Genomic DNA, 13,705 nt, shown 5'->3' on the forward strand with positions numbered 1-13,705 from the left:
TTGAGGAGAGGAATATCGGCTCCCCAGCCATCAGCACAAGGCATCAACCGGGGAGCCGGAAGGGTTACACTTCGAGGTAGTTCATAATCCCGTCAGCCGCCTTACGGCCTTCGGCAATCGCCGTCACCACCAGATCGGAACCGCGCACGATGTCGCCACCGGCGAAGATTTTCGGGTTGCTGGTCTGGAAAGCATTATCGCTGCGTTCCGGCGCGATAATTCGTCCCTGCGAGTCCAGTTCCACGCTGTGTTTCGCCAGCCATTCCATGCTGTGTGGACGAAAACCAAACGCCATCACCACCGCATCAGCCGGAACCACATGCTCGGAACCGGCGACGATCTCCGCCCGCCGACGGCCTTGGGCATCCGGTTCGCCCATTTCAGTGCGCACCATTTTTACGCCGCTCACTTTGCCGTTGGCATTGACTTCAATGCCCAGCGGTTGAACATTAAACTGAAACTCGACACCTTCCTCGCGCGCGTTTTTCACTTCGCGTCTGGAACCCGGCATGTTCTCTTCATCACGACGATAAGCACAGGTTACGTGCGTTGCGCCCTGGCGTATGGAGGTACGTACGCAGTCCATTGCGGTATCGCCGCCGCCCAGCACCACCACGCGCTTTCCTTCCATACTGACATATGGTTCGTCGCTGGTTTCGCCAAACCCCATGATCTGCTTCGTATTGGCGATCAGGAACGGCAGAGCGTCGAAAACCCCGTCCGCATCTTCATTTTCCAGCCCGCCGCGCATCGACTGATAGGTGCCGACGCCAAGGAATACCGCATCGTAATCTTTCAGCAGATCTTCAAGCTGTACATCACGACCCACTTCGGTATTAAGTTTGAACTCAATACCCATGCCGGTGAAGATCTCGCGACGACGGGTCATCACCTCTTTTTCCAGTTTGAAAGCTGGAATACCGAAGGTCAGCAGGCCGCCGATTTCCGGATGGCGATCAAAGACCACCGCCTTCACGCCGTTGCGGGTCAGCACGTCGGCGCACGCCAGCCCTGCCGGACCTGCGCCGATAATCGCTACCCGTTTGTCCGTCTGGCGCACGCCGGTCATATCCGGGCGCCAGCCCATTTCGAACGCTTTATCGTTGATATAGCGCTCAATGTTACCGATGGTCACTGCGCCGAACTCATCGTGCAGCGTACAGGAGCCTTCGCACAGGCGATCCTGCGGGCACACACGGCCACACACTTCCGGCAGGGTGTTGGTCTGGTGCGATAGCTCAGCCGCCTCAAAAATACGCCCTTCGTTAGCCAGTTTCAGCCAGTTCGGGATGTAGTTATGTACCGGACATTTCCACTCGCAGTAGGGGTTCCCGCAGGACAAACAGCGATCCGCCTGGGCTTTCGCCTGACCTTCAGAAAACGGTTCGTAGATTTCAACAAACTCGATCTTACGGATCTTCAGCGGTTTCTTCGGCGGATCAACGCGCTGCAGGTCGATAAATTGATAAACATTCTGGCTCATTTCAATTCCTTACTGCGCCTGCACGCGCAATTCTGCCGCACTACGACTACGGTGGCCCAACAGGGCTTTGACATCGCTGGACTTGGGCTTAACTAACGCGAATTGGGTTGAGAAGCTTGACCACCTGGACAGGATCTCTTCGCCGCGTTGCGAACCAGTATGTTGCACGTGCTCGGTGATCAGGCCGCGCAGATGCTCTTCGTGGATAGCCAGCGAATCAACGTCCAGTACTTCTACCAGTTCCGGGTTCACGCGTTTACGGAATTCGCCATCTTCGTCCAGCACATAGGCGAAGCCGCCGGTCATCCCCGCGCCGAAGTTAACGCCGGTTTTACCCAGCACGCAGACGATGCCGCCGGTCATGTATTCACAGCCGTTGTCGCCGATGCCCTCTACTACGGTAATCGCCCCGGAGTTACGCACGCCGAAACGTTCGCCCGCGCGCCCCGCCGCGTACAGACGGCCACCGGTCGCTCCATACAGGCAGGTGTTGCCGATGATGCTGGCTTTATGGCTGAGGAAGGCGGAACCTACCGGTGGTCTGATGGCGATCAAACCGCCTGCCATACCTTTACCGACATAGTCGTTGGCATCGCCAGTCAGATATAACTCCACGCCGCCCGCGTTCCACACGCCAAAGCTCTGGCCTGCGGTACCGCTGAAGTGCGCTTTAATCGGATCGGAAGCCAGCCCCTGATCGCCGTGGGTCTGTGCGATGTAGCCGGAAAGCGACGCGCCGACGGAACGATCGGTGTTGCGGATGTCGAACCAGAAGGTTTTGCTCTGGCGCGCATCGACAAACGGCTTCGCCTGCTGCAACAGTTGCGCATTCAGCACACCGTTATCAAACGGCGGGTTATTCTCGGTGCAGTACAGCGCTTTACCCGGATGAGGTTCAGCGGTTTCCAGTAGACGAGACAGCGCCAGCTTCTGCTGTTTAGCGGTGAAGCCCTCCAGCTCTTTCAGCAGGTCGGTGCGGCCAATCAAATCCACCAGGCGGGTCACGCCAAGCGAAGCCATCAGCTCGCGCACTTCGCGGGCGATAAATTCAAAGTAGTTGGTTACTTTGAACGGCAGGCCGTGATAGTGGTTCTTACGCAGTTTTTCATCCTGCGTCGCCACGCCGGTTGCACAGTTGTTCAGATGGCAGATGCGCAGGTATTTACAGCCCAGCGCCACCATCGGACCGGTGCCGAAGCCGAAACTTTCCGCACCGAGAATCGCCGCTTTAATGATGTCGACGCCGGTTTTCAGACCGCCGTCCACCTGCAGACGAATCTTGTGACGCAGACCGTTGGCGACCAGCGCCTGCTGGGTTTCAACAAGTCCGAGTTCCCACGGGCAGCCAGCGTATTTCACCGAAGAGAGCGGGCTGGCGCCGGTACCGCCGTCGTAGCCGGCGATGGTGAGCAGATCCGCATAGGCTTTCGCCACGCCGGTCGCGATGGTGCCGACGCCCGGTTCGGACACCAGCTTCACAGAGATCATCGCCTTCGGGTTGACCTGCTTGAGATCGAAAATGAGCTGCGCTAAGTCCTCGATAGAGTAGATATCGTGGTGCGGCGGCGGGGAGATCAGCGTCACGCCCGGCACTGAATAGCGCAGTTTAGCGATATACGGAGTGACTTTATCCCCCGGCAACTGACCGCCTTCGCCCGGTTTCGCGCCCTGCGCGACTTTAATCTGAATCACATCGGCATTGACCAGGTAGGCCGGCGTCACGCCAAAGCGACCGGAGGCCACCTGTTTGATACGCGACACTTTATTGGTGCCGTAGCGCGCCGGGTCTTCGCCGCCTTCGCCGGAGTTGGAGTTGCCGCCGAGGCTGTTCATCGCTTCCGCCAGCGCTTCGTGCGCTTCCGGACTTAATGCGCCGATAGACATGGCTGCGGTATCAAAGCGTTTAAACAGCTCACTGGCGGGCTCAACCTCGTCGATAGTCACCGCCTCGCCGTCTGGATGTATCGCCAGCAGATCGCGCAGCGTTGCCGCCGGACGCTCATTGACCAGTTTGGCGTATTCCTGATAATCGCTGTACTCGCCGCTCTGTACCGCCTGTTGCAGGGTACGCACGACATCCGGGTTATAGGCGTGATATTCGCCGCCGTGGACGTACTTCAGCAGGCCGCCCGGGCTAATGGGTTTGCGCGCCAGCCAGGCGCGTTTGGAGAGATTCAGCAGATCCTGCTGGAAGTCATCAAAGCTCGCGCCGCCGATACGGCTGACCACGCCCTGGAAGCACAGGTTTACCACATCATCGTGCAGTCCGACCGCTTCAAACAGTTTGGAGCAGCGGTAAGAGGCAATGGTCGAAATGCCCATTTTGGACATAATCTTGTACAGCCCCTTGTTGATGCCGTTACGGTAGTTCTGCATCACGGTACGGTAGTTTTTAGCGATGGCCTGGGTATCAATCAGGCGCCCCAGCGTTTCGTAGGCCAGGTACGGATAGATGGCCGTTGCGCCAAAGCCGAGCAGTACCGCAAAGTGATGCGGATCGCGGGCGCTTCCGGTTTCTACGATGATGTTGGCGTCGCAGCGCAGGCTTTGTTCTACCAGACGCGTTTGCACCGCGCCCACCGCCATCGGCGCGGGTACCGGCAGGCGATTCTTACCGATATTGCGATCCGAGAGGACCAGCAGCACGGTGCCGTTGCGCACCATCTGTTCCGCTTTATCGCACAGCGCCTTAACCGTCGCGTTCAGTGTGGTTTCGGTCACGTCGAAGGTGATATCCAGACGGTCAGCGCGATAATGCTCCTCTTTCATGGTGGTGAGCTGTTTGAAATCGGAGTACAGCAGAATTGGCGATTTAAAACTCAGGCGATGGGCCTGACCTTCCGCTTCGCAGAAGACGTTCATTTCGCGACCGATGCTGGTGGCGAGCGACATGACGTGCGCTTCACGCAGCGGGTCGATAGGCGGGTTAGTGACCTGCGCGAACTGCTGGCGGAAGTAGTCGTAAATAATACGCGGCTGGCTGGAGAGCACGGCAAAGGGGGTGTCGTCGCCCATTGAGCCGACGGCTTCCTGGCCGTTTTCGCCCAACACGCGGATAACCGAGTCCAGCTCTTCGGCGCTGTAGTTAAACTGTTTCTGATAGCTGGCGAGCAGGTCATCGTCCAGTTCGCGGCTACCGACTTCTTCATCAGGCAGCTCTTCAAACGGCACCAGACGGCGAACATTCTTTTCCATCCACGCTTTATACGGATGGCGGCTTTTCAGATCGTCATCGGTTTCCGCGGAATGCAGAATACGTCCGCCGCGGGTGTCGATCACCATCAGCTCGCCTGGGCCGACGCGGCCTTTCTCGACCACTTCATCCGGCTGATAGTCCCAGATACCGACTTCGGAGGCGCAGGTGATCAGCTTGTCTTTGGTAATGACGTAGCGCGCCGGGCGCAGGCCGTTACGGTCAAGGTTACAGGCGGCGAAGCGCCCGTCGGACATCACGATGCCTGCCGGACCGTCCCACGGCTCCATATGCATGGAGTTAAAGTCAAAGAAGGCGCGCAGATCCTGGTCCATATCGGGGTTGTTCTGCCAGGCGGGCGGCACCAACAGGCGCATGGCGCGGATGATGTCCATCCCGCCTGCCAACAGCAGTTCCAGCATGTTGTCCAGCGAGCTGGAATCCGAACCGGTTTCGTTAACAAACGGCGCAGCGGACTGTAAATCCGGGATCAGCGGCGTCTGGAATTTATAGGTACGGGCGCGCGCCCACTGGCGGTTGCCGGTGATGGTGTTAATCTCGCCGTTATGCGCCAGGTAGCGGAACGGCTGCGCCAGCGGCCAACGCGGCACGCTGTTAGTGGAAAAGCGCTGGTGGAACAGACAGATGGCCGATTCCAGACGCAGATCCGCAAGATCCAAGTAGAAGCGCGGCAGATCCGCCGGCATACACAGACCTTTATAAATGTTGACCAGGTTCGACAGGCTGCATACGTAGAAATCTTTGTCGTTCTGCAGGCGTTTTTCAATGCGTCGGCGGGCGATAAACAGACGGCGCTCCATATCACGCGGACGCCAGCCTGCCGGAGCGTTGACAAAAATCTGCTCAATACGCGGCAGAGAGGAGAGGGCGATTTCACCGAGCACGCCTTCATTGGTTGGCACATCGCGCCAGCCGACAATCGACAGGGTTTCCTGCTGTAATTCTTCTTCGACAATATGGCGTGACGCGGCGGCCAGTTCAGGATCTTTATTCAAAAAGATCATCCCGACGGCGTAGTTTTTGGCTAAGCGCCAGCCGCGCTCTTCGGCCACGATGCGAAAGAAACGGTCAGGTTTTTGTAACAGCAAGCCGCAACCGTCGCCGGTTTTACCGTCGGCAAGGATCGCGCCACGGTGCTGCATCCGGGCCAGCGCGTGTATGGCGGTACGCACTACCTTGTGGCTAGGTTCGCCTTCTATGTGGGCGATCAGGCCGAAACCACAGTTATCCTTCTCAAGGGATTTATCGTACAACATATCAGTGAACCTCCCCAGGCTCTACGGGACGCTCTCCCAACCGACGGCGCGCGGGCACAGCAAGAGCATGGCGACGGGGCTGGCGCATCATACGCTTACCTCGCATTCGCCCTCTTTGTGTCCTTTGCGCATTGGTAAATACGGTTAAGAGGGAATCTCAATTACTGCATAAATATGATGAGCAGACGGCTCATCCAGAAAGCTTCCAGCGGATCCCCAACTTATCGGGAATCCACACCCAGGTCAAATGGCAAACTGATTTATGCAAAAGTGTGCTGTAGTACAGATAACTTTTTGAATCTGTTGAAATTAAAAGGTTTTTTATAGAAGGGCTGCTAATACGGAGCGGCAGAAAGCCTGTGATCTGTCTCACTATAAGAGCCGCTCGCCAGGCATTATCTGACCTTGCTTTTTCAAAAATCTTGGCATTTTATGCTGTTTTAAGCGTGAGCAGTATTGAATGCTACTGTTTTTATCGATGACCCAGCGGACGCTGAAAAAAGAGGGGAATATCAGGAAAAATCATCAGCGGGATTATGAATGAAATGTCGTTTATTTTGCTTGATTATGCAATGGATAAAAGCCTTCCGGGACGATTGATCCAGGTCATCGCCAAAGGAGACTAAAAATGGCAGGCTTTGGGCTCTTTTTAAGAGGCGGTCTATCAGATTATGCAGTTACAGAAATTAGTCAATATGTTTGGTGGGGATCTTTTACGTCGTTATGGGCAAAAGGTTCATAAGCTGACGCTTCATGGCGGTTTTAGCTGCCCTAATCGCGACGGCACCATCGGGCGTGGCGGTTGCACCTTCTGTAATGTCGCCTCTTTTGCCGATGAGGCGCAGCAGCATCATTCGATTGCCGAGCAGCTTGCGCATCAGGCGCATCTGGTGAACCGCGCTAAACGCTATCTGGCCTATTTCCAGGCCTACACCAGCACCTTTGCGGAAGTGCAGGTGCTGCGTTCCATGTATCAACAGGCGGTCAGCCAGGCCAGTATCGTCGGGTTATGCGTCGGTACGCGTCCGGATTGCGTCCCGCAGGCAGTAGTAGATTTACTGTGTGAATATAAAGATCAAGGCTACGAGGTGTGGCTGGAACTGGGATTGCAAACCGCGCACGATAAAACCCTGCGCCGAATTAACCGCGGGCATGACTTCGCCTGCTATCAGCGTACTACCCGGATTGCCCGGGAGCGCGGGCTGAAAGTGTGTGCGCATCTGATTGTGGGGCTGCCGGGAGAAGGGCAGGCAGAATGCCTGCAAACCATGGAGCGTGTGGTGGAGACGGGCGTTGACGGTATTAAACTGCATCCGCTGCATATTGTGAAAGGCAGTACGATGGCCAAAGCCTGGGAAGCGGGGCGGCTGAACGGCATCGAACTGGACGACTACACGCTAACGGCAGGTGAGATGATTCGTCATACGCCGCCGGAGGTGATTTATCACCGAATTTCAGCCAGCGCTCGCCGTCCGACGCTGCTTGCCCCGCTGTGGTGCGAGAATCGCTGGACGGGGATGGTTGAGCTGGACAAATACCTGAATGAGCATGGCGTGCAGGGCTCTGCGCTGGCCCGTCCCTGGATACCACCTGTAGCGTAGCGTGATGAGGGGCGCTACGCATATTTCGCACAATATTCAACGCGGTTCCCATAATTGGGTATTATGTGCGAAGTTGTGGTGAAGGAATCCTCTATGAAGCAAATTCGTATGCTGGCGCAATACTATGTCGACCTGATGATGAAATTGGGTCTGGTGCGCTTTTCCATGCTCCTGGCGTTGGCGTTGGTGGTGCTGGCGATTGTCGTGCAGATGGCGGTGACCATGGTGCTGCATGGTCAGGTTGAAAGTATCGACGTTATTCGTTCCATCTTTTTTGGCCTGTTAATTACGCCCTGGGCGGTCTATTTCTTATCCGTTGTTGTTGAACAACTGGAAGAGTCAAGGCAGCGACTGTCGCGTCTGGTGCAAAAGCTGGAGGAGATGCGCGAGCGCGATCTCAAGCTTAACGTACAGTTGAAGGACAATATTGCCCAGCTTAATCAGGAAATTGCCGATCGCGAAAAAGCGGAAGCGGAGCTGCAAGAGACATTTGAACAGCTAAAAGTAGAAATTAAAGAGCGTGAAGAGGCGCAAATCCAGCTAGAACAGCAATCCTCTTTTCTGCGTTCCTTTCTGGACGCCTCGCCGGATTTGGTTTTTTATCGTAATGAGGATAAAGAGTTTTCCGGCTGTAACCGCGCAATGGAATTGCTAACCGGCAAGAGCGAAAAACAGCTGGTGCATTTGAAGCCGGAAGATGTGTACTCTCCCGAAGCGGCGGAGAAAGTCATTGAAACCGATGAAAAAGTATTCCGCCATAACGTCTCCCTGACCTACGAACAGTGGCTGGATTACCCGGACGGACGAAAGGCCTGCTTTGAAATTCGTAAAGTGCCTTATTACGACCGTGTCGGTAAACGTCATGGCCTGATGGGATTTGGTCGTGATATTACCGAACGTAAGCGTTATCAGGACGCGCTGGAGCGCGCCAGCCGCGACAAGACCACGTTTATCTCTACCATCAGTCATGAGTTGCGCACCCCGCTTAACGGCATCGTCGGTTTAAGCCGCATCCTGCTGGATACCGATCTCACCGCCGAACAGGAAAAATACCTTAAGACAATCCATGTCTCCGCCGTGACGTTAGGCAATATTTTCAATGATATCATTGATATGGATAAGATGGAGCGGCGTAAGGTTCAGCTTGATAACCAACCCATTGATTTCACCAGCTTTATGGCCGATCTGGAAAACCTTTCCGGTTTGCAGGCGCAGCAAAAAGGGCTACGTTTTGTGCTTGAGCCGACGCTGCCGTTGCCGCACAAAGTCATTACCGACGGAACGCGTCTGCGCCAGATTTTATGGAATTTGATCAGCAATGCGGTGAAGTTTACTCAGCAGGGCCAGGTGACGGTGCGGGCGCGCTATGATGAAGGCGACATGCTGCACTTTGAAGTGGAAGATTCCGGGATCGGCATTCCGCAGGATGAGCAGGATAAAATTTTCGCCATGTATTATCAGGTGAAAGACAGTAACGGCGGCAAACCGGCAACGGGTACCGGTATCGGGCTGGCGGTCTCCCGTCGGCTGGCGAAAAATATGGGCGGCGATATTACCGTTTCCAGTCTGCCGGGCAAAGGATCGACCTTTACGCTAACGGTTCATGCGCCAGCGGTGGCGGAAGAGGTGGAGGACGCCTTTGATGAAGATGACATGCCGCTGCCCGCGCTGCATGTTCTGCTGGTCGAAGATATTGAACTGAACGTGATCGTGGCGCGTTCAGTACTGGAAAAACTGGGGAACAGCGTGGATGTCGCGATGACCGGCAAGGCGGCGCTGGAGATGTTCGCGCCGGGCGAATATGACCTGGTCTTACTGGATATTCAGCTACCGGATATGACGGGTCTGGATATCGCCAGAGAACTAACCCGTCGCCACACGCGGGAAGATTTACCGCCGCTGGTAGCGCTTACGGCTAACGTTCTGAAAGATAAAAAAGAGTATCTGGACGCCGGTATGGACGATGTGCTGAGTAAGCCGCTGTCGGTGCCAGCCTTAACCGCGATGATTAAAAAATTCTGGGATGCCACCGATAAAGAGGAGAGTACCGTGACGCCTGAAGAGAGCGATAAAGCGCAAGCGCTGCTGGATATCCCGATGCTGGAACAATACATCGAGTTGGTTGGGCCTAAATTGATCACCGACGGTCTCGCGGTGTTTGAAAAAATGATGCCTGGCTATTTAAGCGTGCTGGAGTCCAATCTGACGGCGCGTGACAAAAAAGGCGTTGTTGAGGAAGGGCATAAGATTAAAGGCGCCGCCGGTTCGGTAGGGCTGCGTCATCTGCAACAGCTTGGCCAGCAAATCCAGTCGCCGGATCTTCCCGCCTGGGAAGATAATGTCGCGGAATGGATTGAAGAGATGAAGCAGGAGTGGCAGCACGATGTCGCGGTGCTGAAAGCCTGGGTGGCAAACGCGGAAAAAAAATGACCCCGGTTTGACCGGGGTGCGCGAATACTGCGCCAACACCAGGGAAATCGTGGCTGCGCCGTGCTTATTATGATGATGTCAAAGGCGCAGTCCTGTTTTCAGGCCGCACGCAGTTAAGATAGCAAATCCTAAATGATTTGTTACATGAATCATTTAAATGTGTGAAGCGTAGCATTTTAATCAAAATTATTAATGGGCTTGAGTCGGTTGCAGGAGGATGTTCACCATGAAAAAAATTGGCGTAGTGCTCAGCGGATGCGGCGTCTATGACGGCGCCGAAATTCATGAGGCCGTTCTGACGCTGTTGGCCATTGCCCGCAGCGGCGCGCAGGCTGTCTGCTTCGCGCCGGATAAACCACAAGCGGATGTTATTAATCACCTGACCGGCGAAGCGATGGCGGAAACGCGTAACGTTCTGATTGAGGCGGCGCGTATTACGCGGGGCGATATTCGTCCCCTGTCCCAGGCTCAGCCAGAGGAACTGGATGCGCTCATTGTGCCTGGCGGTTTCGGCGCGGCGAAGAACCTGAGTAATTTCGCCAGCCAGGGGAGCGAATGCCGGGTGGATAGCGATGTCGTCGCGCTGGCGAAGGCCATGCACCAGTCCGGCAAGCCGCTGGGATTCATCTGTATCGCGCCCGCAATGTTGCCGAAAATCTTTGACTTCCCGCTACGTCTGACAATAGGGACGGATATTGATACCGCTGAAGTACTTGAAGAGATGGGTGCCGAACACGTACCTTGCCCGGTTGATGATATCGTTGTGGACGAGGATAACAAGGTCGTGACCACCCCTGCCTATATGCTGGCGCAGGATATCGCCCAGGCGGCAAGCGGCATTGATAAATTAGTGTCGCGCGTGCTGGTTCTGGCGGAATGAGCAAACGACGCATCGCGCCGTTAACGTTTTTGCGCCGTTTACTTTTACGTATCCTTGCTGCGCTCGCCGTCTTTTGGGGCGGCGGCATTGCGCTGTTTAGCGTGGTTCCGGTGCCTTTTTCGGCGGTGATGGCGGAACGGCAGATTAGCGCCTGGCTCGGCGGAGAGTTCGGTTATGTGGCGCATTCTGACTGGGTCAGTATGGCGGATATCTCGCCGTGGATGGGGCTGGCGGTAATTGCGGCGGAAGACCAGAAGTTCCCTGAGCACTGGGGCTTTGATGTTCCGGCGATTGAAAAAGCGCTGGCGCATAATGAGCGGAATGAGAGCCGTATTCGCGGCGCCTCTACGCTTTCGCAGCAAACGGCGAAAAATCTCTTTTTATGGGATGGACGCAGTTGGGTGCGCAAAGGTCTGGAGGCCGGGCTAACGCTGGGCATTGAAACTGTCTGGAGCAAAAAGCGCATTCTCACGGTTTATCTGAATATCGTGGAGTTTGGCGATGGTATTTTTGGCGTGGAGGCTGCGGCACAACGGTATTTTCATAAACCCGCCAGCCGCTTAAATATGTCCGAAGCCGCGTTACTGGCGGCGGTATTGCCAAATCCGTTACGCTATAAGGCGAATGCGCCTTCCGGCTATGTGCGTAGCCGGCAGGCGTGGATTATGCGCCAGATGCGCCAACTGGGCGGGGAATCTTTTATGACGCGCAACCAGCTTAATTAATTTTGCCGATTGGCGGCGCGAACGCCTTATCCGGCCTGCGATCTGTGTCGTCCAGGCCTGATAAGCACAGGTCATTAAGCTTCGTGAGAAGTAAGCGCCAGCCGTTTCTTGTCTTTTGGCTGCGCGTCCCTCTCCAGGGCAACGGTCAGCGCAGGCTGGGCGATAAACCGCTGCCACACTCTCTCCAGTTTGCGTTCACAGCACCATGTTGACCAGGTTGCCAGCGGGATAAAGGTACTTTCCCCCAGATTGTCGCAAACCACCGGAACCACTTCTGACTCGCTGATACGCTGGCACAGGATGTTTTGCGGCTTCAGCGACATCGTCACAATATGGTTATCCAGCAGGTAACGTTTCAGTTTTTTCAGTAGCCGCCGCAGGACAGCGACATCCTCTTCATAACGACATTGCGCGGCGAACTCGGTCAGGGTAATAGAGGGCGCGCCGTTGAAATCGGTAATCATGTCGTAGACATAGCCAGTGCCGCAATCGGTTTCTACCGTGCCGTAATAACGGGGGATAGCGCTCCAGTCTGTCAGGTAGCGAGACAGATGCGCATAGTAGCTCAGTTCACGCCGAATCTCTTTATCACCGCCGTGGTCACGGTTGTAAATGACTTTTATGCAACGCCGGGCATTATCCGGATGCGTATAGCATTTACGATGTCGACCGGCGCCCAGCGGAGTCTGTTTCGATAAGAGGATCATGGCAAGTCCTGGAAAAATTTATTCACATAAATTTAGTATGGACAAAGAACTTAAACAAAACCTAAACGAAATTTTTTAAGGTTTTCTTAATGTTTTTATGCATAGGTAAAGCGCACGAAATGTACAAATCTTACGAAAGGGTGGGGCTGCGGGACAAGTGGCAGGCAGAGGCGTAACACGCCCGGTTTTGGGGGTGACTGTCATCAAATACCGGGACGGCGTTGGGGGAAATAAGGTATAGAGGGGGAGGTTTAGTCTTCGTCAAAGCCGGAATTGAACAGCGCGATAACCGCCGCCAGCGCTTCAACTTCTTGCGGGCCGGTGGCTTCAATTTCGATCTGACGCCCTTTGGCGGAGTCGAGCATTAACAGAGCGATGACGCTATTTGCTTCCGCTTCGGTGCCTTCGTCATTGCGTAATAGCACCTCGGCGTCAAAACCCTGCATCAGTTCGAAAAGCTTCATGGCAGGCCGGGCATGCATGCCCAGCTTATTGGTGACTTCAACAGTTTGCTTTACGGTCATGTTTTGCGTTTTTCCAGCGTGCGATGGCGAGACTGGACATTTTTACCGCGCGAGCGGAAGTAGTCTGCCAGCTGTTCTGCAATATACACCGAACGGTGTTTCCCGCCGGTACAACCGATAGCGACGGTAAGGTAGCTGCGGTTGTTGGTCTCCAGCATCGGTAACCATAGCTCAAGATAGCTGCGAGTCTGATAGATAAAATTGTGAACTTCTGTGTGTCGGTCAAGAAACGCGGCTACCGGCTTATCAAGCCCGGTCATGGGGCGCAGTTTTGGATCCCAGTGCGGGTTGGGCAGAAAGCGGACATCGAACACATAGTCCGCATCAATCGGGATACCATGTTTAAAGCCGAAGGACTCAAATACCATCGTCAGTTCGCGCTCGCGTTTGCCCAACAGCCGGGTACGCAGCATCTCCGCCAGCTCATGGACGGACATTTCTGAAGTGTCGACGATCAGATCCGCACGTGAGCGTAACGGCTCCAGCAAGTCACTCTCTTTATCGATCGCACTCTCTAAAGAAAGATTTTTGCTGGAAAGCGGATGCAAACGGCGCGTGTCGCTGTAGCGGCGAATCAAGGTATTGCGGTCGGCGTCAAGAAACAGCAATTGCGGCGAGAAAGCGCCAGGCAGATTATTCATCGCCTGTTCAAAAATCTCAGGTGATTCAGGCATATTGCGCACATCAATGCTGACGGCGGCGGAAATCTGGCGATCGGCCAGCGTTCGCGCCAGATCGGGCAACAGCACGACGGGGAGGTTATCCACGCAGTAAAATCCCATATCTTCCAGCGCGCGCAGAGCGACAGATTTACCTGATCCGGAACGCCCGCTGACGATCATCAGTACCATGTACCGTTTCTCCTCACAACGACAGAAAGAAATG

General features: G+C 55.0%; 9 protein-coding genes. 4 read left to right on the forward strand and 5 right to left on the reverse strand.

Features of this window, described 5'->3' with window-relative positions; genetic code table 11:
- Window positions 1-64: 64 nt before the first annotated feature.
- A complete protein-coding gene (gene gltD, locus NA986_RS06745) occupies window positions 65-1,483 on the reverse strand; it encodes a glutamate synthase subunit GltD (protein WP_000081637.1) in 1,419 nt (472 codons plus the stop codon).
- Between the two features lie 9 nt (window positions 1,484-1,492).
- Window positions 1,493-5,953 (reverse strand): glutamate synthase large subunit, encoded by a 4,461-nt coding sequence (gene gltB, locus NA986_RS06750; protein WP_198889115.1) that lies wholly within the window; start codon window positions 5,951-5,953, stop codon window positions 1,493-1,495.
- Between the two features lie 671 nt (window positions 5,954-6,624).
- Between gltB and NA986_RS06755 the strand changes: the two genes are divergently transcribed.
- The 4 genes from NA986_RS06755 to mtgA all read left to right on the forward strand — a co-directional run bounded on the left by NA986_RS06755 (window position 6,625) and on the right by mtgA (window position 11,589).
- Entirely contained in the window at window positions 6,625-7,554 is a 930-nt protein-coding gene (locus NA986_RS06755; RefSeq protein WP_001176887.1) for a TIGR01212 family radical SAM protein, read from the forward strand.
- 93 nt (window positions 7,555-7,647) lie between these two features.
- Window positions 7,648-9,984 carry an aerobic respiration two-component sensor histidine kinase ArcB gene (gene arcB, locus NA986_RS06760; protein WP_000809813.1) on the forward strand — a complete coding sequence of 779 codons (2,337 nt, stop codon included), beginning with the start codon at window positions 7,648-7,650 and terminating at the stop codon, window positions 9,982-9,984.
- A gap of 226 nt (window positions 9,985-10,210) precedes the next feature.
- Complete coding sequence (gene elbB, locus NA986_RS06765; protein WP_000719811.1) at window positions 10,211-10,864, forward strand: isoprenoid biosynthesis glyoxalase ElbB; 654 nt, start codon at window positions 10,211-10,213, stop codon at window positions 10,862-10,864.
- Window positions 10,861-11,589, forward strand: a complete 729-nt coding sequence (gene mtgA, locus NA986_RS06770) for a monofunctional biosynthetic peptidoglycan transglycosylase (RefSeq protein ID WP_198910074.1) — start codon at window positions 10,861-10,863, stop codon at window positions 11,587-11,589. Before elbB ends, mtgA begins: the two co-directional genes overlap by 4 nt.
- A gap of 74 nt (window positions 11,590-11,663) precedes the next feature.
- Here mtgA and yrbL read toward each other — a convergent pair whose 3' ends face one another.
- The 3 genes from yrbL to rapZ form a co-directional block, all read right to left on the reverse strand.
- On the reverse strand, window positions 11,664-12,296 hold the full coding sequence (gene yrbL, locus NA986_RS06775) for a PhoP regulatory network protein YrbL (protein ID WP_000602198.1): 633 nt from the start codon (window positions 12,294-12,296) through the stop codon (window positions 11,664-11,666).
- Window positions 12,297-12,547: 251 nt separating this feature from the next.
- Complete coding sequence (npr, locus tag NA986_RS06780) at window positions 12,548-12,820, reverse strand: PTS phosphocarrier protein NPr (protein WP_000216797.1); 273 nt, start codon at window positions 12,818-12,820, stop codon at window positions 12,548-12,550.
- Window positions 12,817-13,671, reverse strand: coding sequence for an RNase adapter RapZ (gene rapZ, locus NA986_RS06785; protein WP_000243749.1), 855 nt, complete (start codon window positions 13,669-13,671; stop codon window positions 12,817-12,819). The genes npr and rapZ overlap by 4 nt, the downstream gene beginning before the upstream one ends.
- Window positions 13,672-13,705 lie beyond the last annotated feature (34 nt).

It is taken from the genome of Salmonella sp. NW177 (genome assembly GCF_051811585.1).
Taxonomy (GTDB): domain Bacteria; phylum Pseudomonadota; class Gammaproteobacteria; order Enterobacterales; family Enterobacteriaceae; genus Salmonella; species Salmonella enterica.

What these genes read in the sequence shown, in the direction of transcription:
- elbB (WP_000719811.1), top strand. Translation starts at nt 10,211, where the DNA reads ATGAAAAAAATTGGCGTAGTGCTCAGCGGATGCGGCGTCTATGACGGC.
- npr (WP_000216797.1), bottom strand. Translation starts at nt 12,820, where the DNA reads ATGACCGTAAAGCAAACTGTTGAAGTCACCAATAAGCTGGGCATGCAT.
- gltB (WP_198889115.1), bottom strand. Translation starts at nt 5,953, where the DNA reads ATGTTGTACGATAAATCCCTTGAGAAGGATAACTGTGGTTTCGGCCTG.
- rapZ (WP_000243749.1), bottom strand. Translation starts at nt 13,671, where the DNA reads ATGGTACTGATGATCGTCAGCGGGCGTTCCGGATCAGGTAAATCTGTC.
- mtgA (WP_198910074.1), top strand. Translation starts at nt 10,861, where the DNA reads ATGAGCAAACGACGCATCGCGCCGTTAACGTTTTTGCGCCGTTTACTT.
- NA986_RS06755 (WP_001176887.1), top strand. Translation starts at nt 6,625, where the DNA reads ATGCAGTTACAGAAATTAGTCAATATGTTTGGTGGGGATCTTTTACGT.
- arcB (WP_000809813.1), top strand. Translation starts at nt 7,648, where the DNA reads ATGAAGCAAATTCGTATGCTGGCGCAATACTATGTCGACCTGATGATG.
- yrbL (WP_000602198.1), bottom strand. Translation starts at nt 12,296, where the DNA reads ATGATCCTCTTATCGAAACAGACTCCGCTGGGCGCCGGTCGACATCGT.
- gltD (WP_000081637.1), bottom strand. Translation starts at nt 1,483, where the DNA reads ATGAGCCAGAATGTTTATCAATTTATCGACCTGCAGCGCGTTGATCCG.